The sequence below is a fragment of the Micromonospora sp. NPDC127501 genome (assembly GCF_040302185.1).
GTDB lineage: Bacteria > Actinomycetota > Actinomycetes > Mycobacteriales > Micromonosporaceae > Micromonospora.
The window spans coordinates 364,153-386,348 of sequence record NZ_JBEORJ010000005.1; the positions used below are offsets into that span (position 1 = coordinate 364,153).

Sequence of the window (22,196 nt, forward strand, 5' to 3'; positions counted from 1 at the left end):
GATGGCACAGTGAGCGAGGCTGAGCACGTCCCGGCAGCGGGCACCACGTCGGTGCGCCGCAGTCGGGACGTACCGCTGCTGGTCGAGCGGGCCCGCGCGGGCGACCCCCGCGCGGTGGCTCGCCTGATCACGTTGGTGGAGAACGGTGACGCGCTGTTGCCGGAGATCGCCGCGACGCTGGCACCGTACGCCGGGCAGGCCCAGGTGGTCGGGCTGACCGGTTCACCCGGGGTGGGCAAGTCGACCACCACGAACGAGCTGGTCCGCGCGCTGCGGGCGCGCGGGCACCGGGTGGGCGTGCTGGCGGTCGACCCGTCCAGCCCGTTCACCGGCGGAGCGATCCTCGGTGACCGGGTGCGGATGCAGGACCACGCCACCGATCCGGGCGTCTACATCCGGTCGATGTCCAGCCGGGGGCACCTCGGCGGGCTGGCCGCGGCCACGCCGCAGGCCGTCCGGGTGCTGGAGGGCGCCGGCTGCGACGTGGTGCTGGTCGAGACGGTCGGCGTCGGGCAGGCCGAGGTGGAGGTCGCCTCGCTCGCCGACACGACGCTGGTGCTGCTGGCACCCGGTATGGGCGACGCGATCCAGGCGGTCAAGGCCGGCATCCTGGAGATCGCCGACGTGTTCGTGGTCAACAAGGCGGACCGGGACGGCGTCGACGCCACCGTCCGTGACATCCAGGGCATGATCGCGCTCGGTGAGCGCGGGCCGGGGCAGTGGCGGCCCCAGGTGGTCCGGTCGGTCGCCGCGCGGGGCGAGGGCATCGACGAGATCGCCGCCGCCATCGACAAGCACCGGGGCTGGCTGGTCGAGCACGGCGAGCTGCGCCGCCGCCAGGAGGCGCGGGCCGCGGCCGAGATCGAGGCGATCGCGCTCGGCACCCTCCGCGCCCGGATCGGCTCACTGCGCGACGGTACGGAGCTGGCCACGCTCGCCACCAAGGTTGCCGAGGGCGCGACCGACCCGTACACGGCGGCGGACGAGTTGCTCGCCCAGCTCGCGCGCTGACCCGGCGAACCGCCGGCCGGCACGTCCACCCGGAGGAACCCGATCGGCACTGTCCGGTGCGGACCGACGCCGTCGCTCGTACGCGCCGCCCGCCCGCAAGCGAAGGTCGCTCTGGTTTTAGTAGGCTCGCCGCGCGTGGCCGCAAGCGGGCTTCCGCGGAGCGGGCTGACGAGCCGGTCGGTCCACAGTGCACCGGGACCAGGGGAGATGTGATCATGACGGACGCGGTGGAGAACGCCGGCGCAGTGCAGCCCGCGACGGGCGCGGCCCGGGGTGTCACGTCGGTTTCCGACGAGGTCGTGGAGAAGATCGCCGGTACGGCCGCTCGTGCCGTGCCCGGTGTCGCCGATCTCGGCGGTGATGTCTCCCGGTTCTTCAACAGCGTGCTGGACAAGATCGGCCTGGACGAGGTGGGCGACGCCCGGCGGGGCGTGTCGGCCGACGTGAAGGGCAGCTCGGCCGTCATCAACGTGGTCCTGGTGATCGACGCCGGGCATGTCGTGGCCGACGTGACCGAGGCGGTGCGGGCCGCGGTGATCGAGGCGGTGGAGAAGTACGGCCTGACGGTCACCCAGGTCAACGTCACTGTGGACGACATCGAGCTGAACCAGCCGGGGGCGGCAGCCGGAGCCTGAGGCGTAGCCGTCCGACGGCCTGACGGCTGTCGGACCGCCCGTTGACCGTTCGCCAGGAACATCCCGGAACGCGTCGTCCCAGTAGGCTCGCACCGCCCCATCGCCACCGGGGGCCGGACGTGCCCAGACGCGGTGGTACGAGGAGCAGGGAGCGACTGTGGACCTGGAAGCAACGCGGGAGCTGACCAGGGCGTCGGTGCCGGCTGGCGGGACGACGCAGGTCGCCGACGAGGTGATCGAGAAGATCGCCGTCGCGGCGGCCCGCGCGGTACCCGGCGTGGCCGACCTGGGCGGGGACGTCGCCCGGTTCTTCAACGCGGTTCTCGACCGGGTCGGGCTGGACCAGGTGGGTGACGCCCGGCGGGGTTGCTCGGCCCACGTGACCGGGGACGCCGCCGTGGTCAACCTGGTTCTGGTGATTGAGGCGGGTCGGCCGGTACCGGAGATCACCAGTCAGGTACGCGCCCGGGTGACGGAGACGGTCGAGGCGTACGGGCTGCGGGTCGACGAGGTCAACATCCGGGTCGACGACGTGGCGATGGGTGGCCCGACCCGGTAGCGCGCAGTGGGCGTCCAGATCGCACGTTACTCGCCGGTACGGCCTGACTTAGCGATCGTTCAGGTAGGGGCCTTACACTCGACGTGCAGTCGAGGACCCGAGGAGGAGCCCTGCTCATGGACGCCGACGAGATCGACGCCGGACGGGCGCGCTGGCAGGCCCGGTACGACGCCGCGCGCAAGCGGGACGCGGACTTCACCACGCTCTCCGGCATGCCGGTGGAGCCGGTGTACGGGCCGCCGGAGGGCGCCACCTATCCGGGCTTCGAACGGATTGGTTGGCCAGGCGAGTATCCGTACACCCGGGGTCTGTATCCCACCGGCTACCGCGGACGGACCTGGACGATCCGGCAGTTCGCCGGCTTCGGCAACGCCCAGCAAACCAACGAGCGTTACAAGATGATCCTCGGTGCCGGCGGCGGCGGGCTGTCGGTGGCGTTCGACATGCCGACGCTGATGGGCCGCGACTCGGACGACCCGCAGGCGCTCGGCGAGGTCGGCCACTGCGGCGTGGCCATCGACACCGCCACCGACATGCAGGCGCTCTTCGACGGCATCGACCTGGCCGGCGTGACCACCTCGATGACCATCTCCGGTCCGGCCGTGCCGGTGTTCTGCATGTACCTGGTCGCCGCCGAGCGGCAGGGCGCCGACCTGTCCAAGCTGGACGGCACCCTGCAGACCGACATCTTCAAGGAGTACATCGCGCAGAAGGAGTGGCTCTTCGACCCGGAGCCGCACCTGCGCCTGATCGGCGACCTGATGGAGTACTGCGCCCGGGAGATCCCGCGCTACAAGCCGCTGTCGGTCTCCGGCTACCACATCCGTGAGGCCGGCTCGACCGCTGCGCAGGAGCTGGCGTACACCCTGGCGGACGGCTTCGGCTACGTCGAGCTGGGTCTCTCGCGTGGGCTGGACGTGAACGTCTTCGCGCCGGGGCTGAGCTTCTTCTTCGACTCGCACCTCGACTTCTTCGAGGAGATCGCCAAGTTCCGCGCCGCCCGCCGGATCTGGGCCCGTTGGCTGCGCGACGTCTACGGCGCGACCAGCGAGAAGGCCCTGTGGCTGCGGTTCCACACCCAGACCGCCGGGGTGTCGCTGACCGCGCAGCAGCCGGTCAACAACGTCGTACGTACCGCCGTCGAGGCTCTCGCGGCGGTGCTCGGCGGCACGAACTCGCTGCACACCAACGCGCTGGACGAGACCCTGGCGCTGCCCACCGACGAGTCGGCCGAGATCGCCCTGCGTACCCAGCAGGTGTTGATGGAGGAGACCGGTGTGGTCAACGTGGCCGACCCGCTCGGCGGCTCCTGGTACGTCGAGGCGTTGACCGACAAGATCGAGGCCGAGGCGGAGGAGATCTTCGCCCGGATCCGGCAGCTCGGCGGGGACGGGCCACACCAGATCGGCCCGATGACCTCGGGCATCCTGCGCGGCATCGAGGACGGCTGGTTCACCGGGCACATCGCCGAGTCGGCCTTCGTCTACCAGCAGGCCCTCGAAAAGGGCGACAAGAAGATCGTCGGGGTCAACTGCCACACCGGCACGGTCGCCAAGGAGCTGGAGATCCTGCGCATCTCGCACGAGGTGGAGCTGGAGCAGCGCCGGGTGCTCGCCGAGCGCAAGAGCGCGCGGGACGAGTCGGCGGTTCGCGCGGCGGTGACCCGGATGATCGAGGCGAGCCGCACCGACGAGAACATGATCCCCGCCATGCTCGACGCGGTCCGCGCCGAGGCGACCCTGGGCGAGATCTGCGACGCCCTGCGCGCCGAGTGGGGCACCTACCGAGAGCCAGCCCGCTTCTGACCCCCTCATCCCCGCGATCTTGCAGTTTCTATGCCGGCATAAGGCATAAATGCGGCTTACCGGCGACAGAATGTGCAAGATCGCGGGGGGTGGGGACGGGGCGTGAGAGTTGCAACGTCGGGGTTGCGGGTGAGCTGAGATCGGGGGCTCACGTGCGAGACTAGGTAACCATGAGCGACCCACGGATCACCTCGTCGATCTTCACCCGCGGCGCGGTCGACCTCAGCACGCTGCGTGGCCCCGCACCAGCAAGTACCCGCCCCGGCACGCCCCCGCAGGGCGGCCCGTCCAACGGCGTCCCCGGCGCGCCCACCGCCGGCGGTGACACCGCCATCGTGGACGTCACCGAGGCGACCATCCAGTCCGACGTGCTCGAACGCTCGATGGCCACGCCCGTCGTCGTGTTCTTCGGTGCGGCCGGCTTCCCGGAGAGCGACGAGTTCGCCCCGGTCCTGGAGCGGCTGAACGCCGAGGGCGGCGGCACCTGGGTGCTGGCCCGGGTCGACGTGCAGGAAAATCCCCGAATCGCCCAGATGTTCCGGGTGCAGGGCATCCCGATGGTCTACGCGGTCGTCGGCGGCCAGCCGGTCGACGCCTTCTCCGGAGTGGTTCCCGAGGCGCAGCTGCGGCAGTGGATCCAGGCCGTGCTCAAGGCCGGTGGCGTGACCGTCGCCGAGCCGGAGGACCCCCGCCTCGACGAGGCGGACGACGCGCTGATGAGCGGCGATCTGGACGCCGCCGAGCAGGCGTACCGGAAGATCCTCGCCGACGCCCCGGCGGACGCCGCGGCCACGGCGGGGCTGGCCCAGGTCGGGGTGGCCCGCAGGGTGGCCGGTGCCGACCCGTCCGCCGCGCTGGCTGCCGCCGAGAGCGCCCCCGACGACGTCGCCGCCCAACTGCTGGCCGCCGACATCGAGGTGCTCAGCGGCCTGGCCGAGCAGGCGTACGCCCGACTCGTCGGTCTGGTCCGGCGCACCGCCGGCGAGGACCGTGAGACGGTTCGCCAGCACCTGGTCTCGCTCTTCTCCATCGCCGGCCCGGACGATCCGGCGGTCGCCTCGGCGCGTCGGGCCCTGGCCAGCGCCCTGTTCTGAGTTCGTAGCACGCCAGCGCGGGCCGGCGTTCCGGCCGGCCCGCCCGACCACCGAGGACGGGAGCTCATGATGCGCCGGATCGCCGTCCTCGACGCGCCGACAAATCTCGGTCTACGGCCGCCGACGCCCACGTCGGTCCCGGGTTGCGCCAAGGCGCCCGGGGCGCTGCGCGACCACGACCTGCTGGCCCGGCTCCGCGCCCGCGACGCCGGCTGCGTGACTCCCGCCCGGTACGACCCGGGCGACTGGCGGCCCGGCGACGGGGTGTGCCACGCCCGGGAGATCGCCGACTACTCGTTGGCCCTCGCCGAACGCATCGGCTCGATCATCGACCGGGGTGAGTTCCCGGTGGTGCTCGGCGGCGACTGCTCCGTGCTCCTCGGCTCGGCCCTGGCCATGCACCGCCTGGGCGAGGCCGTCGGCGGGCGGATCGGGCTGGTCTTCGTCGACGGGCACTCCGACTTCCGGCACCCCGGCAACGCCTCCTACGTCGGCGCGGCCGCCGGTGAGGACCTGGCCCTGGTCACCGGGCGAGGGCAGGCCGACCTGGCCGCGCTGGAGGGCCGCCGGCCCTACTTCCGCGACATCGACGTGGTGGTGCTCGGCATCCGCGCCCAGGACGAATACCGGCTCGACCTCCAGGCCGCCGGGATCACCACCCGGCCGGTGCCGGCGCTACGCGCCGAAGGCGCCGCCCGCACGGCTCAGTGGGCGCACGAGCAACTCGCCGACTGCGCGGGCTACTGGGTGCACATCGACGTGGACGTGCTCGATCCGGCGGTGATGCCCGCCGTGGATGCCCCCGACCCGGGTGGAATCGCCTTCGCCGAGCTGGAGATCCTGCTCGCCGGCCTGGTCGACACCCCGCACTGCCTCGGCGTGGAGCTGACCGTCTTCGACCCCGACTACGACCCGGACGGCTCGTACGCGGCCGAGATCGTCAACACAGTTGTCGCCGGTCTGGCACCGGTGACCGCCCCGGAAGCCGTGCCGCCCCGCCTGCTGTCGGCCCGGCCCACGCCCTCCCCGCGGCGCGGCAACGGCCGGGCCGCGACCGCCACCACCGATAGCTCCGACCGTGCCGAGCGGCTCGGCCGTGCCGAGCGTCCCAACCGTGCCGAGCGGCTCGACGGGCTGGTGGGGCTTGACGGGCTCGACGGTGCTGAGCAGGTTGCGAGAGTCGAATTCCCCGCTGACATCGACCCTGCTGGCATCGAACCCGCCGATGTCGGGCCCGCTGGGCTCGGGCCTGCTGATGTCGGGCCTGCCGGCGTCAGTGTCCCCCGCGTCGGTTCGTCGGTGAGCGCGGTGCCGTACGACGTCCCGGCCGAGGGGGAGTCACCCGACACGGGCGGACGGGCCCACTCCGAGCCGTCGGGCGTCGCGGCCAGTATCGCGCCCCTGGTAGAGCGCGAACCGGTCGGCCCGCCGGCGTCGGCCGGCCCAGGTCTCCTTCGACGCACCGCCCCGTCGACCCAGAACCCGCCGGACAGGCACGAAGCCGACACCGCCTGATCCGCCCTCGGTCGCGCCCGGCGTTGGCCCCGAGGCGATGGTCGGTGGGGCCACGGGTGGTGGGGTCAGGAGGTTGGGAGGGCGCGGAGGAAGCGCTCGGCCATCGGGACGGCTGATGCGGTGCTGGCCCCGCCCTTCTCCACGAAGACCGCGAACGCCACGTCGCCGCGCCAGCCGACGAACCAGGCGTGGGTGTGCGCCGGGTTGTCGTCGTACTCGGCGGTGCCGGTCTTGCCGTACACCTCGCCCGGCACATCCTTGAGCGCGCTGCCGGTGCCGGCGGTGACCACCTCGCGCATCATCGTGCGCAGCGCCTTGACGGACTCCGGCTTGAGCTGCTCGCCCGCCGGGGCCGGCTTGGCCGGCGCCGGGTCGATCAGCAGCTTCGGCTGCTCGAAGCGGCCACGGGCGACGGCGGCGGTGGCGCCGGCCATGGCGAGCGGGCTGACCAGCGTGGTGCCCTGCCCGAACGACGCGGCGGCCTGCTCGGCCAGGCTGCCGCCCGTCGAGACCTTGCCGGTGAAGGCGTCCATGCCGAGGTCCCACTGACCCTCCAGGCCCAGCGAGCGACCGGCGGCGGCCAGCCCGTCGCCGCCGAGCTTCGGGGCCAGCGCGGCGAACGCCGTGTTGCAGGACTTGGCGAAGTCGGTACGGAACGGCACCGAGCCGAGCTCGAAGTTGTCCGAGTTCTTGAAGGACCGGCCATCCACCGTGAAGGTCTTCTTGCAGTCCACCGGCCCGTCCAGCGTGACCGCACCCCGGTCCAGCAGGCCCAGCGTGCTGACCATCTTGAACGTGGAGCCCGGAGGCACCTGGGCGTCGAAGGCCAGATTCTCCCCGGCCGGACCGGGGCCGTTCGCGGCGGCGAGCACCGCGCCGTCGCTGATCCGGATCGCCACCAGGGCGGACCGGCGCGGCTCGGCACGCAGTGCCCCGTCGGCCGCGTTCTGGACGGCGACGTCCAGCGTCGTCTTCAGCGCCTGCCCGGGCTGCGGCTCCCGGCGGAACAGCTCGGCGCCGGTGGGTTCGAGTTTGCCGCCCTCGGCCGGACGCTCGACCACCACGGTCAGCCCGGGGCCGCCGCGCAGTCGTTCGTCGTAGCGGCCCTGTAGCCCGCCGTGCCCGACCAGATCGCCGACGACGTACCGGTCGGGGTGCGCGGCGAGGTCGTCGGCCTGCGCCTGGTCGACAGTGCCGAGCAGCGCACGGGCGAACTCGCGGGTGGGCGCCAGGTCGATCTTGTCGGAGATGAACTTGGTGCCGGGCAGGTCGTAGATCCGGGGCTTGATCTGCCGGTACGCCTCCTCGCGGAGCGACACCACCTCGACGAACGCGCCCGGCTCGGCCTTGGCCACCCGGTCGGGCAGGTCGGCCAGGTCGACGCCGGGGACCAGCGCCGGGCGGATGGCCTTGAACGCCGCGTCGAGGTCCTTGACGAGCTTCTTGAGGTCGGTGACGGCGTTGGGCTGCACGCCCACCCGGACCACCGGGCGCGGCGTCACCAGCGGCTTTCCGGCGTTGTCCAGCACGGCGGCGCGGGCACCGGGGTCTCGCCGCAGCGCCAACCGGTCGCCCTTGGTGAGCTGCTCGTGCACCACCTTCGGCTCCCAGATCACCTGCCACTGGTCGTCGTCGCCGTGGGCGAGGCGCACCTCCCGGTCGTACGCCCAGCGGGTCTGACCGGGCAGGGCCCACTCCACCTGCACGGTCGTGGTGGCGATGTCCTTCGTGATCTTCGGCTCGCCGCGACGCGTCAGCTTGGGCGGGGTGGCCGCCAGCTCACCGGAGAGGTCCTTGATCTCGCGCGCCACGTCGGCCGACGGCAGTTTCGAGCCGAGCGGGTCGATCAGACCGACCGCCTGGAGGTCACCGCTGCGCCAGCCCGCCAGGAAGGCGTCGACGGTGCGCTGCGGCCCGTCGTCACCGGAACAACCGACCAGGACACCCGCCGCGAGCAGCGCCGTGGTGACGGCGGCGGCGAGCCGGCGGGCGGGGTTCGGCCGGTGGGGCCGGGGGTACGACAAGGGCATGAAGCTGGTCCTTCCGATCTCGGACTGCCCTCGCACGGTAGTACGGGAACGCCGTCCCCAACGTCCCCCAGGTGCTCGGCAGCGCTCAAAGACGGGCCGCGCCCGTGTGATGAACATCGCGTGGCGGGGTATCCCGCAGCCGGCCAACCTCGGACCCGCAACGGGTGAAAGGACAGAGTCCCGATCCGGACGTCTGGCCAGTGGTCCGCCGACGAAGGCGCAGAGCGGCAGGGCCTAGGCTGGGCGGCAGAGTGACCCACAACGCGGTGGGTCGAGGGGAGTGGCACCGATGGACCGGCGTCCGGCGATCAAACCGGAACCCGACCTCCGGCAGGATGACTCCGGCCGGGACGATGACAGCTTCGATTCGGCGACCGACGGGGACGGCTACGGCCGACTCGACACGGGAGTCACCGGGCTGACCGGGTCGAGCATCGACACCATCTACGATCTGGGTCTGCCAGCCGAGGCGCTGGCCGACGACGTGGAGGACGCCGAGCTCGACGAACCCGTCCCCAACGCGGAGCGCCTGGTGGCCCAGGCCGTCGCGCTCGCGGGGGACGACCACGACGCGGCGACACTTGTCGGCCGTTTCTGGCGGTTCGCACCGGACGAGGAGCTGGTCGGCTTCACGGCGGAAGAGATGCTCGACGCGGCCCGGGCGCACCGGGATCTCGCCCAGCAGCGGGTGCCGGGCGAGTTGAAGCTGCGGATCCACGAACCGCACGCCGACCAGCACCACACGGTCGTCGAGATCGTCACGGACGACATGCCGTTCCTGGTCGACTCGGTGACGGCGCTGCTCAACTCGTACCACCTCGACGTGCACCTGCTGGTGCACCCGCTGGTGGTGGTGCGGCGGGAGCCGCTGGGCCGGCTCACCGAGGTCTCCGCGGATGTGGAACCGGACGACGCGATCGCCGGCGACATCATCGAGAGCTGGATGCGGATCGAGATCGACCCGGTCCGGGACGCGGCCGAACGGGACCGGTTGCGCCGCGAGTTGCAGCGGGTGCTCACCGACGTGCGGGAGGCGGTGGAGGACTGGCCGAAGATGCGTCAGCGTGCCCTCGCGCTCGCCGACGAGCTGGCATCCGCCCGTACCTCCGACAACCGCCCACCCGTGCCGGAAAAGGACATCACCGACTCGGTGGAGCTGCTGCGCTGGCTCGCCCAGGACCACTTCACCTTCCTCGGCTACCGCGAGTACCGGTTGGTGGACGCCGACGGCGGCGACGCCGCCGACCCGGTCGACGGCAAGGCGTTGGAGGCGGTGCTCGGCACCGGTCTGGGCATTCTGCGCTCCGATTCGCCGGACGCGCGGTCGCTGTCCTCGATGACGCCCGAGGCGCACGAGAAGGTGCTGGAGAAGCGCCTGCTGATCATCACCAAGGCCAACTCGCGTGCCACCGTGCACCGCTCGGCGTACCTGGACTACATCGGCTTCAAGATCTTCAACGCCGACGGTGACGTGATCGGTGAGCGGCGCTTCCTGGGCCTGTTCTCGACGGCCGCCTACCGGACCAGCGTCCGGGAGCTGCCGGTGGTACGCCGCAAGGTGGCCGAGGTGCTGGACCGCTCCGGCCTGAGCCAGCGCAGCCACTCGGGCAAGGATCTGATCCAGATCCTGGAGACCTACCCGCGCGACGAGCTGTTCCAGATCAAGACCGACGACCTGTACCACGCGGTGGTCGGCGTGCTGCGGATGGCCGGCCGCCGGCAGCTGCGGGTCTTCCTGCGACGGGACGCGTACGGGCGGTTCATCTCCTGCCTGATCTACCTGCCCCGGGACCGGTTCACCACTCAGAACCGGCTGCGCATGCAGGACATCCTGCTGCGTGAGCTGAACGGCGTCGGGGTGGACTACACCACCCGGGTCACCGAGTCGATGCTGGCTCGGGTGCACTTCATCGTCCGTACCGATCCGACGCGGCCACCCGGCGACATCGACGCGGACCTGCTCGCCGAGGAGTTGGCCGACGCGACGCGGCTCTGGGACGACGACTACCGGTTGGTGCTGGAGCGCAAGCTCGGCGACGAGCAGGCCAAGCACCTGTTCACCCGGTACGCCGACGCGTTCCCGGAGGGCTACAAGGACGGGCACACGCCGTACGAGGCGATGAAGGACCTGGCGAAGCTGGAGCTGCTGGAGGAGCCCGGCCAGCTGGAGATGCACCTGTTCCGCAAGCAGTTGGCGCCCCGGCCGGGCACCCGGGTACCGGGAGCCGACCTGGCCGAGGCGATGGACGTCCGGTTCAAGGTCTACCGGTACGGCGAGCCGATGATGCTCTCCGCCGTGCTGCCGGTGCTGCACTCCCTGGGCGTACGGGTGGTCGACGAGCACCCGTACGAGGTGGACCGGATCGACGGTCGGGTCTACCTGTACGACTTCGGCCTCATGCTGCCCGAGGGGCATCACGAGCTGGCCGAGGTGCGCCCGCACGTGGAGAACGCCTTCGCGGCTGCCTGGCGCGGCGAGGCCGAGGTGGACCGGTTCAACGAGCTGGTGCTGCGCGGCGGGCTGACCTGGCGGCAGGTGGTGGTGCTGCGGGCGTACGCGAAGTACCTGCGGCAGGCCGGCACGGTCTTCTCGCAGGACTACATGGAGCAGACCTTCATCGCGTACCCGAAGCTCGCCGCGTTGCTGGTGGAGCTCTTCGAGACCCGGTTCGCGCCGGGCGAGTTGAGCACCGAGCAGCGGCAGCAGCGCAGCGGCGAGCTGGTGGAGACGATCCGGGGCGCGCTGGACGACGTGGCGAGCCTCGACCAGGACCGGATCCTTCGCTCGTACCTGACGCTGATCGAGGCGACCCTGCGGACCAGCTTCTACCAGAAGCGCGCCGACGGGCGGCCGAAGGCGTACGTGGCGTTCAAGCTCGACCCGCAGGCCATTCCGGACCTGCCCGCGCCGCGGCCGAAGTTCGAGATCTTCGTCTACTCGCCGCGCTTCGAGGGTGTGCACCTGCGGTTCGGGCCGGTGGCCCGGGGCGGGTTGCGGTGGTCCGACCGTCGGGAGGACTTCCGTACCGAGGTGCTGGGCCTGGTCAAGGCGCAGATGGTGAAGAACACCGTGATCGTGCCGGTCGGCGCCAAGGGCGGCTTCGTGTTGAAGCAGAATCCGGGCGACCGGGACGAGGCGGTCGCCTGCTACCAGGAGTTCGTCGGCGCGATGCTGGACGTCACCGACAACATCGTCAGCGGGCAGATCGTGCCGCCCGAGGACGTGGTCCGGCACGACGGCGACGATCCGTACCTGGTCGTGGCGGCCGACAAGGGCACCGCGACGTTCTCCGACATCGCCAACGAGATCTCCAAGAACCACAACTTCTGGATGGGCGACGCGTTCGCGTCCGGCGGATCCGCCGGCTACGACCACAAGAAGATGGGCATCACCGCCCGGGGCGCCTGGGAGTCGGTCAAGCGGCACTTCCGTGAGCTGGGCCTCGACACCCAGACCCAGGACTTCACAGTGGTCGGCGTCGGCGACATGTCCGGCGACGTGTTCGGCAACGGAATGCTGCTCTCCGAGCACATCCGGCTGGTGGCCGCCTTCGACCACCGGCACATCTTCCTCGACCCGGAGCCGGACGCCGCCACCTCGTACGCGGAGCGTCGACGGCTGTTCGACCTGCCCCGTTCCTCCTGGGAGGACTACAACCCGGAGCTGATCTCGGCAGGTGGCGGCATCTTCCCGCGTACCGCGAAGTCCATCCCGATCACGCCGCAGGTCCGGGCGGCGATCGGCCTGGACGACGACGTCACGCAGTTGTCACCGCAGGACCTGATGAAGGCGATCGTCACCGCCCCGGTGGACCTGTTCTGGAACGGCGGCATCGGCACCTACGTCAAGGCGTCCACCCAGACCAACGCCGAGGTGGGCGACAAGTCCAATGACGCGATCCGGGTGGACGGGCGCAACCTGCGCTGCCGGGTGGCGGGCGAGGGCGGCAACCTGGGCTGGACCCAGCTCGGCCGGATCGAGTACGCGTTGACCGGTGGCCGGATCTACACGGACTTCATCGACAACGCGGCCGGGGTGGACACCTCCGACCACGAGGTGAACATCAAGATCCTGCTCAACACGGCGGTGGCCGACGGTGAGCTGACCATGGCCGACCGGGACGAGCTGCTGGCCGGGATGACCAACGAGGTCGCGGAGCTGGTGCTGCGGGACAACTACGACCAGGCTCGGGCGATCAACAACGCCCAGGCCCAGGCCGCCTCGCTGCTCCCGGTGCACCGCCGGATGATCAACGAGCTGGAGCGTTCGGGCGGGTTGGACCGTGCGCTGGAGGCGCTGCCGCCGGACGAGGAACTGGCGGTCCGCAGCGAGTCCGGGCTGACCGCGCCGGAGTTCGCCGTGCTGCTCGCGTACGTGAAGATCGTCCTGGAGCGGGAGATCCTCACCGAGGGGTTGGCCGACGAGGAGTGGACGACCGACGTCCTGGTCAACTACTTCCCGACGCCGATGCGCGAGCGGTTCGCCGACCGGATGGGCCGGCACCGGCTGCGCCGGGACATCGTCACCACAGTGCTGGTCAACGAGGCGATCAACCGGGGTGGCATCTCGTTCATCTTCCGGGTGGTCGAGGAGACGGCGGCCAGCGCGGCCGACGTGATCCGGGCGTACGTGGTGGTCAGCGAGGTGTTCGGCCTGCGCGACCTGTGGGACGCGGTCGAGGCGCTGGACAACAAGGTGGCACCGGAGCTGCAGACCAGCGTCTACCTGGACACCCGTCGGCTGCTCGACCGGGCGGTGCGGTGGTTGGTCTCCAACCGGCGTTCGCCGATCGACGTGCCGGCCGAGATCGCCCGGCTGCGCGACGGTGTCACCCGGCTGCTGCCGGGGCTGGAGGAGCTGTTCTACGGCAACGAGCGCCAGGGCATCGCCGCGCACATGGACTCGATGACCGAGCGTGGGCTACCGCGTGAGCTGGCCGAGCGGGCCACCCGGCTGATGTACAGCTTCGGTCTGATGGACGTGGTGGAGACCGCGAACGCCAGTGGGCGGGACGTCAGCGAGGTGGCCTCGGTCTACTTCGTGTTGTCCGACCTGTTCCGGGTGGACTCGCTGCTGTCGAAGATCTCCCTGCTGCCGCGGGAGGACCGCTGGCAGACGTTGGCCCGGATGGCGCTGCGGTACGACCTGTACGCCGCGCTGGCCGCGCTCACCGCGGAGGTACTCGACTCCACCCCGGGCGACCTGCCGCCGCACGAGCGGGTGCAGCAGTGGGAGCAGTCGAACGCCACCTCGATCCACCGGGCGCGCCGGGCGATGGGTGAGTTCGACGAGTCGCGGGCGGACCTTGCCGCCCTGTCGGTGCTGCTGCGCCAGATCCGCACCCTGGTGCGGACCTCCGCGGCCGCCTGAGTCAGGTACGCCGGACGCGGGCCGGCCGGTCGGGGGTGACCCCGACCGGCCGGACCGCGTTTCGTAGCGGGTCACGCCGCCAGGGTGGCGAAGACGACGATGTTGTCCGGGTAGCTCTTCGCGGCCTGGTCGAACTGGCCACCGCAGGTGACCACCCGCAGGCTGGGCCGGTCACTCGGGCCGTACACCAGTTCGGTGGGGAAGGCCGTCTTCGGGTACGACTTCACCGAGTCGACAGTGAAGGTGGCCGGCACTCCGTCGGCGCGGCGCACGGTGACGGTGTCGCCGGGGGTGAGAGCGCCGAGGTCGAAGAAGACGGCCGGACCGAGCACCGCCGAGTCCACGTGCCCGACGATGACCGCGTTACCCGTCTCGCCGGGGCTCGCACCGGGCTCGTACCACCCGGCCTGGTCGGCCTTGTCCAGCGGAGGGACCTGGACGGTGCCGTCCGGGTTGGTGCCCAACGACATGATCGTCGCATCGACGCCGATCCGGGGAATCTCGATGCTGGTCGGTGCCGAACGGGCCAACCCGGCCGCCAGCTGCCCGTCGAGCGGGGCATCGTCGGCGGTGCCCGTCGGCGCGGTCGCCTCGGGGCCGGCCTGGGCCAGCGGCTGCGGCGGTCGCGGGGTGGGCGTGGTCTTCAGGGAGGCGCCGATCATGCCGGCGCCGATCATGGCCATGGTGACGACGACGGCCGTGCCGGCGGCACGCCACGGTTTCCCGCGACGGCCGCCGGCCGGTGTCGTCGTCACGTCAGACGAGCGAACCATCGGTCCGCCGACGACGCATCAGCACGATCCCGCCCAGCGCGGCAGCGCCGAGCAGGCCCGCCCCGCCGGTGGCCAGACCCCGGTCGGTGCCGGTGCTGACGCCGCCGTCACCACCGTCGACACCGCCGTGCGGCAGCACGACGAGCTCGCCCTCGCCGCAGGAGCCCTTGAGCTCGTAGCGACCCGGCTTGGCGTCCTTGTCGACCTTGGCTTCGCCGTAGTAGACGAACTCGCGCTCCTCGTGGCGGCCACGCTCGTCCGAGCCGTGCTCGTCCTTGCCGTAACCGTCACGCTCGTCCGAGCCGTACTCGGAGCCGTGCTCGTCCTTGCCGTAACCGTCACGCTCGTCCGAGCCGTACTCGGAGCCGTGCTCGTCCTTGGACTCCCAGCCCTTGTCCGAGCCGTATTCCGAGCCGTGCTCGTCCTTGGACTCCCAGCCCTTGTCCGAGCCGTATTCCGAGCCGTGCTCGTCCTTGGACTCCCAGCCCTTGTCCGAGCCGTACTCGGAGCCGTGCTCGTCCTTGGACTCCCAGTCCTTCTTGTCTTCGTCCTTGGAGTCCCAGTCCTTCTTGTCACGGCCCTCTTCGGCGTCCTGGCCGTGCTCCTCGCCCTTCCAGTCCTTGCTGTCCTCGTCGCCGTAGGCGTCGGCGGCAGCGCCGCCACCCTGGCCACCCTTGCCGTTCTCGTCCTTGCCCTTGTCGTCCTTGCCGTTCTCGTCCTTGCCGTTCTCGTCCTTGCCGTTCTCGTCCTTGCCTTCGTGGTCCTTGCCCTTGTCGTCCTTGCCGTGCTCGTCCTTGCCCTTGTCGTCCTTGCCTTCGTGGTCCTTGCCGTTCTCGTCCTTGCCGTGCTCGTCCTTGCCCTTGTCGTGGTCGGAGGAGTTCTCCTCCTCGCGCCACTCGCGGTCCTCGCCCCGGTCTTCATGCGCCGGCTTGAGCTTGACCTTGCCGGTGACCTTGGACCACACGTACGCGTGCTCCTGCCGATCCGGGCAGATCTCGAGGAGCTTGACCTCGTCGCCAGCCTTGACGACGTGCGGCTTGGCGTAGACCTTGCCGTCGTCGTGGCCGTCGGCGAACGCGATCCCCGGTGCGAACACCAGGAGCGACGCGCCGCCGAGCGCGGCGCCCGCAACGACCTTCCCGAGCATCTTCTTAGCCATGACCTGCGTCACTCCATCCCTGTTGTCCTGAGCTCGGCGACAACCGAGCTAAGACCGACGTTAGACCGTTTCATGACTTATGAAGTGAAAGATTCGCGTTTTGACCTTCGATCCAAGTAAGAGGTGAAGGGGTGCTACGCGGCTTTCGCCGCGCCGGGAGCCGTCTCGGGCGTCGCGGGGCCTTCTGGGTGCCCCACGGTGTTCCGCGCTCCCTGCGCCCGCCTGCCCCGCTCATCGGGTTGCGGCGGGTTCGGGCCCAGGGTGCCGGTCGGGCCCACTCGGAGGTATCGTCCGAAACAGCTCCGGCAACGCATCGAGCCATTGCCATGGAAGCGCTCCCATGCAAGAATCGGCGAACGCGGTTCAGAGAGCCACACCGTGCAGGCAGGGGAGTCGAGGGCACCCGGGTCACCGGGCGACGCACCCGCCGCCGATCGACCGGCCGACGCCTCGGTCGGGCACCACCACCACCATCGCCCGTCCGGGTCGGGCGCCCCCCAAAGAATCCCGTGGCGCCGACGGCCGTCCGTGCAGGACGCCCATCGGGCCGTCCCGCCGGGCCGTACGTGGGCCCGGTCTCGCCCAAGGAGATCAGTGGCATGAATGTGTGGAGAAGGCTATCCGGCCCACGCCGGGCCCTCGCGCTCGCCGGCGCGGGTGCCCTGGTCGCCGGTGGGCTCGTAACGATTCCGGTTACCGCGGCGCAGGCCGCGACGCAGTGCGACATCGCGTACACGAGCAACGAATGGCCCGGCGGTTTCACCGCGAGCGTCACCATCAAGAACGTCGGCGACCCGCTGAACGGCTGGACGCTGGGCTGGACCTTCCCCAACTCCGGCCAGCGGGTGCAGCAGGGCTGGTCGGCCACGTTCACCCAGTCCGGCAGCCAGGTCACCGCCCGGAGCCTGTCCTACAACGGCACCCTGGCCACCGGCGCGTCGACGAGCATCGGCTTCAACGGCGCGTGGAGCGGCAGCAACCCGAAGCCGACCTCGTTCACCCTGAACGGCGTGGTCTGCAACGGTGGCACCACCCCGCCGACCGATCCGCCGACCGATCCGCCGACTGACCCGCCGACTGACCCGCCGACTGACCCGCCGACCGATCCGCCGACCACGCCGCCGCCCGGCACCAAGGTCGACAACCCGTACGTCGGGGCGCGCGGCTACGTGAACCCGGAGTGGAAGGCGAAGGCGGACGCCGAGGCTGGCGGAAGCCGGATCTCCAACAACCCCACCGCCGTCTGGCTGGACCGGATCGCCGCGATCAACGGCACGCCGGACAGCAGCTCCAACGGGGCCTTCGGGGTGCGGCAGCACCTGGACGAGGCGCTGCGCCAGGGCGCCGGCTACATCCAGTTCGTGATCTACAACCTGCCCGGCCGGGACTGCTCCGCGCTCGCCTCCAACGGTGAGCTGGGCCCGGACGAGCTGCCGAAGTACAAGGCCCAGTACATCGACCCGATCGCCGCGATCCAGGGTGAGTCGAAGTACAGCAGCCTGCGGATCATCAACATCATCGAGATCGACTCGCTGCCGAACCTCGTCACCAACACGTCCGGTCAGCCCGGCGGCACGGCCATGTGCGACACGGTCAAGGCCAACGGCGCGTACGTCAACGGTGTCGGCTACGCCCTCGCCAAGCTGGGCGCCATCGGCAACGTCTACAACTACATCGACGCCGGCCACCACGGCTGGCTCGGCTGGGACTCCAACTTCGGCCCGACCGCCGACATCCTGAAGACCGCCGCGGTGGCCTCCGGCAGCACCGTCAACAACGTGCACGGGTTCATCACCAACACCGCGAACTACTCGGCGCTGCGTGAGCCGTACTTCAAGGTCACCGACAACGTCAACGGTCAGTCGGTGCGGCAGTCCAAGTGGGTCGACTGGAACTTCTACGTCGACGAGCTGTCCTTCGCCCAGGCGTTCCGCGACAAGCTGGTCTCGGTCGGCTTCAACTCCAACATCGGCATGCTGATCGACACCTCCCGCAACGGTTGGGGCGGCTCCGCGCGGCCCACCGGGCCGGGCGCCACGACCAGCGTCGACACGTACGTCAACGGAGGCCGCATCGACCGCCGGGCCCACCTCGGCAACTGGTGCAACCAGGCCGGCGCCGGCATCGGCGAGCGGCCGCGGGCCAACCCGGAGACGGGCATCGACGCCTACGTCTGGGTGAAGCCGCCGGGTGAGTCGGACGGCTCCAGCAAGGAGATCCCGAACAACGAGGGCAAGGGCTTCGACCGGATGTGCGACCCGACGTACGGCGGCAACGCCCGCAACGGCAACAACCCGTCCGGAGCGCTGGCCGACGCACCGATCTCCGGTGCCTGGTTCTCCGCCCAGTTCCAGGAGCTCATGCGCAACGCCTACCCGGCGCTCTGATCGGGTAGCTCACGCACCAACCCGCTGCCGGTGGTTGGTGAGGCACTGTCGGCAGCAGGTTCCCCCCGGGTCCCCGGCTCGACCGTCACAGGTCGGGCCGGGGACCCCCCTTTCCGGCCCCGATCAGGGCACCGTGCGTTCGATCGCCGCCCGGCCCTGCTCGGCCAGGTCACGGCGGGCCTTCTCCAGGTTTTCCGGTGTCAGATCCTGCCCGCGGGCCATCACCAGGTCCTCCGGCTCCCAGGGCTGTTCGCCCCCGGTGCGGATGTTGTCCCCGCCAGCGCCGGTGCCCGTCCCGGTCGCCCCGGTGCCGGCGGCGTACGGGTCACCGATCAGCTCGTCGGTGTCCGGTGCGAGGTCGTCCGGTCGACTGCGAGGCTCGGCGAAGCCCGGTGTGTCCCGGTCCGGGCCACCTCCGGTCCGCAACTGCGGCACGGTGGCGTCATCGTCCACCGCCGAGGCCACCTCGGGGCTGTCCTCCAGCGGCGGTTGGCGATCGCGATCGGTCATGGTGCTGCCTCCTGTGTCCGACACGGTGCCTGATTTCCCCCACGTACCCCTTCGTGCCGCGCTCATGCCGCACGGCCCGGCGGTCGGGCCGGGCCGTGGTCATACCGAGCGGTCGGGCGGTCAGGCGTCGGGCTGCTGCTCGTTCGGGGCCGGCGCTTCCGCTGGTCGCCACCACTGCCAGAGCAGCATGAGCAGACCGAACACGAGCATCGCCAGCCCCGCCCACAGGTTGATCCGTACGCCTTCGGCCTTGTCGATCTCGGCCCGGCTGTCGAAGATGCCGATCAGCGTCACGATGACCCCGTACGCGACGAAGAGGCCACCGATCACCCGGCGGATGTCGAACAGCCGGGCCGCGGCGGAGCGCCGCTGCTCCGCCTGCGCCTCGTCGATCAGCGGGTCCTGTGCCGGCTGGCCATCGTTGCTCATCTGCCGACCCCTTTCCTTAGAAGACCGGGATGTAGAAGACGGCGGCCAGCGCGACCGCGATCAGACCGAGCAGCACCGGGGAGCGGTACCAGGCGGCGTCCCCGGCGAGCACGTCGCCCTTCAGGTCGACGCCGCCCATGCCGTACACCAACCCGCGCAGCTCCTCGTCCCGCTTGGGTGAGGTGAGCGGCGTGACGATCGCGGCGACGACCACCGCCGTGACAAACGCCAGACCGGCGCCCCAGAAGCTCTCCTCCAGGTCGGAGTTGAAGTCGACCACCCCGCCCTTGTAGAGCAGGTAGAGGCTCAGCGACACCAGGGTGCCCAGCAGCAGCGACCAGAAGCCGGCCAGCGCGCTCATCCGCTTCCAGAACATGCCGATGATGAAGGTGGCGAACAGCGGCGCGTTGAAGACGGAGAAGAGCGCCTGGATGTAGTTCATGATGTTGCTGAATCCGGCCGCGATGAACGCGGTGCCGATCCCGATCACCACGGCGGCGACCGTCGCCCACCGGCCGACCCGCAGGTAGTACTCGTCCGACCGGTCGCGGCGGATGTACGCCTGCCAGATGTCGTAGGTGAAGACGGTGTTGAAGCCGCTCACGTTGGCCGCCATGCCGGCCATGAACGAGGCGAGCAGGCCGGTGACCGCCACACCGAGCACGCCGTTGGGGAGCAGGTCGCGCATCAGCAACGGGATGGCGTTGTTGTACTGCAGGTCGCCGCTCTCCGCGCCGAGGCCCTTCACCGTGACCAGGGCCACCAGGCCGGGGATGACCGTGACCAGGGGGATGAACAACTTCGGGTACGCGGCGATGATCGGCGTACGCCGGGCGGCGCTCATGTTCTTCGCCGAGAGGGCCCGCTGCACCTCGGCGAAGTTCGTCGTCCAGTAGCCGAACGACAGCACGAAGCCGAGTCCGAAGACGATGCCGATCCAGTGCGCGCCCAGCGGGTTGGCCGTGCTGCCGGTGTCCTGCCACGCGTGCAGGCCGGCCTCGCCGAGTTTGGTGTCGCCGACCGCGTCCATCAGGCCGTTCCACCCGCCGACCTTGACCAGGCCGATCACGGTGACCGGGATGAGACCGGCCAGGATGACGAAGAACTGGAGCACCTCGTTGTAGATCGCCCCGGACAGGCCGCCGATGGTGATGTACGCCAGCACGATCGCCGCGCCGACGACGATCGCCGTCCAGAGCGGCCAGCCGAGCAGCGCCTGCATGACGAGGGCCAGCGCGTACAGGTTCACGCCGGCGATCAGCACCTGGGCGACGGCGAAGCTGATCGCGTTGAGCAGGTGGGTGGGGCGGTTGAACCTCAGCCGCAGGTACTCCGGCACGCTGCGGACCTTGGAGCCGTAGTAGAAGGGCATCATCACGATGCCCAGGAAGACCATCGCCGGGACCGCGCCGATCCAGTAGTAGTGGACGGTCATGACGCCGTACTGGGCCCCGTTGGCGGCCATCCCGATGATCTCCAGCGCGCCCAGGTTCGCCGAGACGAAGGCGAGACCGGTCACCCAGGCCGGGAGGGAGCGGCCGGAGAGGAAGAAGTCGACGCTGGTCCGGATGGCCCGGCGCGCGGCGAAGCCGACCCCCAGGACGGTGACGAAGTACAGCGCCAGGATCAGGTAGTCCAGGCCGTTCATGTTGAGCCGAAGACCGTCGCCGTCCATCCCGCCACCCCTCGTCCCGACGTCCGCGCTGGTTTGGTGTGTGCGCGCGCGCCCTATTACCCCGTCCGCGCGGTTTCACTCCTGGAGGTCGGGACCGCCGTGTTCGTGCCGTTCGGGCGGTCTGGCGGGCTCCGCGACGATCGGTACGCAAGGTGGCGCCCCGGCCGTTTCGGCCGGGGCGCCAGTGTTGGTGAGGTGACTCAGCGACCGAGTACGCGGTCCAGGAAGTCCCGGTAGTTGCGGACCGCCATCCGCAGTTGTTCGGTGTCGGCCGAGCCGGCGTCCTGCCACCCGCCCAGCGTGTTCTTCTGGGCGGCCAGCGCCGAGGAGAGGGCCTGGATGGCCTCCTCCACCAGCGACTGCGCCTCGCCGGCAGCCGCCTGCGGGTCGTCGACGAAACGCAGCTGCACGTCCCGCCAGCGGTCCCGGAAGCCCTGTGCGGTGTCCGTGTCGAGGAGTGTGACCGGCTCGGCCGCGACCGTCGACCCGGCGGGTCGGGATGTTCCGGCGGACTCCAGCGTGGGGCTGGTGTCGTCGCCGGGGACCGGTTCGCCGTCCGCGTCCGGGTCGACCATCTCCGGTGTCGCGCTGCCGTAGCCGGCCGCGCCCGCTGCGGCGGCGTCCCGGTCGCCGGTCAGATCGCCGCGCCGCTCCGGGTCGCCGTCCGTGCTCCCCGGCGGGACGACGGTCCGCGCGGAGGTGTCCGCGTCGGCGCTGTCGTCCAGGTCGGTGGGGTCGACGTCCGCGCTGTCGTCGACGTACGCGTCGCGGCGGTGCAGCTCCGCGGTGGGGTCGGCGCGCAGACCCTCCCGCTCACCGTCCTCGGCGCCGTCGCCCGGCCGGGCGGTCCGCTCGGCCCTCGGGTCCGGCTGATCCTGTGGGTGCGGGCTGGCCAGCGCCGAGGCGGCCACTGCGTCGGCCACCGTGGTGGCGCCGAATGTCGTCGGCAGCGGCCCCGGCTCGTGGAAACCGCCCTCGTCGGTGGACCGGTCGTCGCGCCGGCGGCGCTGGTCGGAGTCGTCGGTCAGCTCGTCGTCGGCCGGGTCGTACGCGGTGTCCCGGTCGGTGTCATCGGCCCGCTCATGGACGGCGGCCTGGTCGTCGAAGGTGCCCCGGTCGTCGAGGGCGTCCTCCGGAACGTCGGAGCGGGCGGACCGGTCGCCGGCCGGGGGTACCGGCACGGGCTCGGACCGGACGGCCTCCGGGTGGTCGTTGCTCACCTGCTGCTCTTCCTGGCGCATCG

14 protein-coding genes and 1 pseudogene are annotated in these 22,196 nt (G+C 70.8%); 8 read left to right on the forward strand and 7 right to left on the reverse strand.

Going from position 1 to position 22,196, the window contains the following annotated elements; genetic code table 11:
* Positions 1-9 precede the first annotated feature (9 nt).
* The 6 genes and pseudogenes from meaB to ABTW72_RS14425 all read left to right on the forward strand — a co-directional run bounded on the left by meaB (position 10) and on the right by ABTW72_RS14425 (position 6,407).
* A complete protein-coding gene (gene meaB, locus ABTW72_RS14400; RefSeq protein WP_350858574.1) occupies positions 10-1,011 on the forward strand; it encodes a methylmalonyl Co-A mutase-associated GTPase MeaB in 1,002 nt (333 codons plus the stop codon).
* Positions 1,012-1,226: 215 nt separating this feature from the next.
* Positions 1,227-1,646, forward strand: a complete 420-nt coding sequence (locus ABTW72_RS14405; RefSeq protein WP_112584058.1) for an Asp23/Gls24 family envelope stress response protein — start codon at positions 1,227-1,229, stop codon at positions 1,644-1,646.
* Positions 1,647-1,803: 157 nt separating this feature from the next.
* Complete coding sequence (locus ABTW72_RS14410; RefSeq protein WP_350858577.1) at positions 1,804-2,205, forward strand: Asp23/Gls24 family envelope stress response protein; 402 nt, start codon at positions 1,804-1,806, stop codon at positions 2,203-2,205.
* A 116-nt stretch (positions 2,206-2,321) separates the two neighbouring features.
* A complete protein-coding gene (gene icmA / locus ABTW72_RS14415; RefSeq protein WP_091405796.1) occupies positions 2,322-4,010 on the forward strand; it encodes a coenzyme B12-dependent isobutyryl-CoA mutase large subunit in 1,689 nt (562 codons plus the stop codon).
* A 170-nt stretch (positions 4,011-4,180) separates the two neighbouring features.
* Positions 4,181-5,104 carry a tetratricopeptide repeat protein gene (locus ABTW72_RS14420; protein WP_350858580.1) on the forward strand — a complete coding sequence of 308 codons (924 nt, stop codon included), beginning with the start codon at positions 4,181-4,183 and terminating at the stop codon, positions 5,102-5,104.
* Positions 5,105-5,170: 66 nt separating this feature from the next.
* Positions 5,171-6,407, forward strand: a pseudogene (locus ABTW72_RS14425) (arginase family protein).
* A 277-nt stretch (positions 6,408-6,684) separates the two neighbouring features.
* Here the strand turns inward: ABTW72_RS14425 and ABTW72_RS14430 are convergent.
* The gene (locus ABTW72_RS14430; RefSeq protein ID WP_350858583.1) at positions 6,685-8,649 is read right to left on the reverse strand and encodes a penicillin-binding transpeptidase domain-containing protein; all 1,965 of its coding nucleotides are present in this window, start codon (positions 8,647-8,649) and stop codon (positions 6,685-6,687) included.
* Between the two features lie 289 nt (positions 8,650-8,938).
* Here ABTW72_RS14430 and ABTW72_RS14435 point away from each other — a divergent pair, with 289 nt between their 5' ends.
* Positions 8,939-14,020: an NAD-glutamate dehydrogenase gene (locus ABTW72_RS14435; RefSeq protein ID WP_350858585.1), complete on the forward strand. Its 5,082-nt coding sequence runs from the start codon at positions 8,939-8,941 to the stop codon at positions 14,018-14,020.
* 71 nt (positions 14,021-14,091) lie between these two features.
* Here the strand turns inward: ABTW72_RS14435 and ABTW72_RS14440 are convergent, their stop codons facing one another.
* On the reverse strand, positions 14,092-14,775 hold the full coding sequence (locus ABTW72_RS14440; RefSeq protein ID WP_350858588.1) for a class F sortase: 684 nt from the start codon (positions 14,773-14,775) through the stop codon (positions 14,092-14,094).
* Between the two features lies 1 nt (position 14,776).
* Complete coding sequence (locus ABTW72_RS14445) at positions 14,777-15,952, reverse strand: hypothetical protein (protein WP_350858591.1); 1,176 nt, start codon at positions 15,950-15,952, stop codon at positions 14,777-14,779.
* A gap of 599 nt (positions 15,953-16,551) precedes the next feature.
* Between ABTW72_RS14445 and ABTW72_RS14450 the strand changes: the two genes are divergently transcribed.
* Positions 16,552-18,339: a glycoside hydrolase family 6 protein gene (locus tag ABTW72_RS14450; protein WP_350858594.1), complete on the forward strand. Its 1,788-nt coding sequence runs from the start codon at positions 16,552-16,554 to the stop codon at positions 18,337-18,339.
* 123 nt (positions 18,340-18,462) lie between these two features.
* Here the strand turns inward: ABTW72_RS14450 and ABTW72_RS14455 are convergent, their stop codons facing one another.
* The 4 genes from ABTW72_RS14455 to ABTW72_RS32730 all read right to left on the reverse strand — a co-directional run bounded on the left by ABTW72_RS14455 (position 18,463) and on the right by ABTW72_RS32730 (position 22,194).
* Positions 18,463-18,849 (reverse strand): hypothetical protein, encoded by a 387-nt coding sequence (locus ABTW72_RS14455; protein ID WP_091405768.1) that lies wholly within the window; start codon positions 18,847-18,849, stop codon positions 18,463-18,465.
* A 120-nt stretch (positions 18,850-18,969) separates the two neighbouring features.
* Positions 18,970-19,278, reverse strand: coding sequence for a hypothetical protein (locus tag ABTW72_RS14460; RefSeq protein ID WP_238670491.1), 309 nt, complete (start codon positions 19,276-19,278; stop codon positions 18,970-18,972).
* A gap of 16 nt (positions 19,279-19,294) precedes the next feature.
* Positions 19,295-20,953: a sodium:solute symporter family protein gene (locus tag ABTW72_RS14465; protein ID WP_350858598.1), complete on the reverse strand. Its 1,659-nt coding sequence runs from the start codon at positions 20,951-20,953 to the stop codon at positions 19,295-19,297.
* Positions 20,954-21,153: 200 nt separating this feature from the next.
* The gene (locus tag ABTW72_RS32730) at positions 21,154-22,194 is read right to left on the reverse strand and encodes a hypothetical protein (RefSeq protein WP_502892200.1); all 1,041 of its coding nucleotides are present in this window, start codon (positions 22,192-22,194) and stop codon (positions 21,154-21,156) included.
* Between the last annotated feature and the right edge of the window lie 2 nt (positions 22,195-22,196).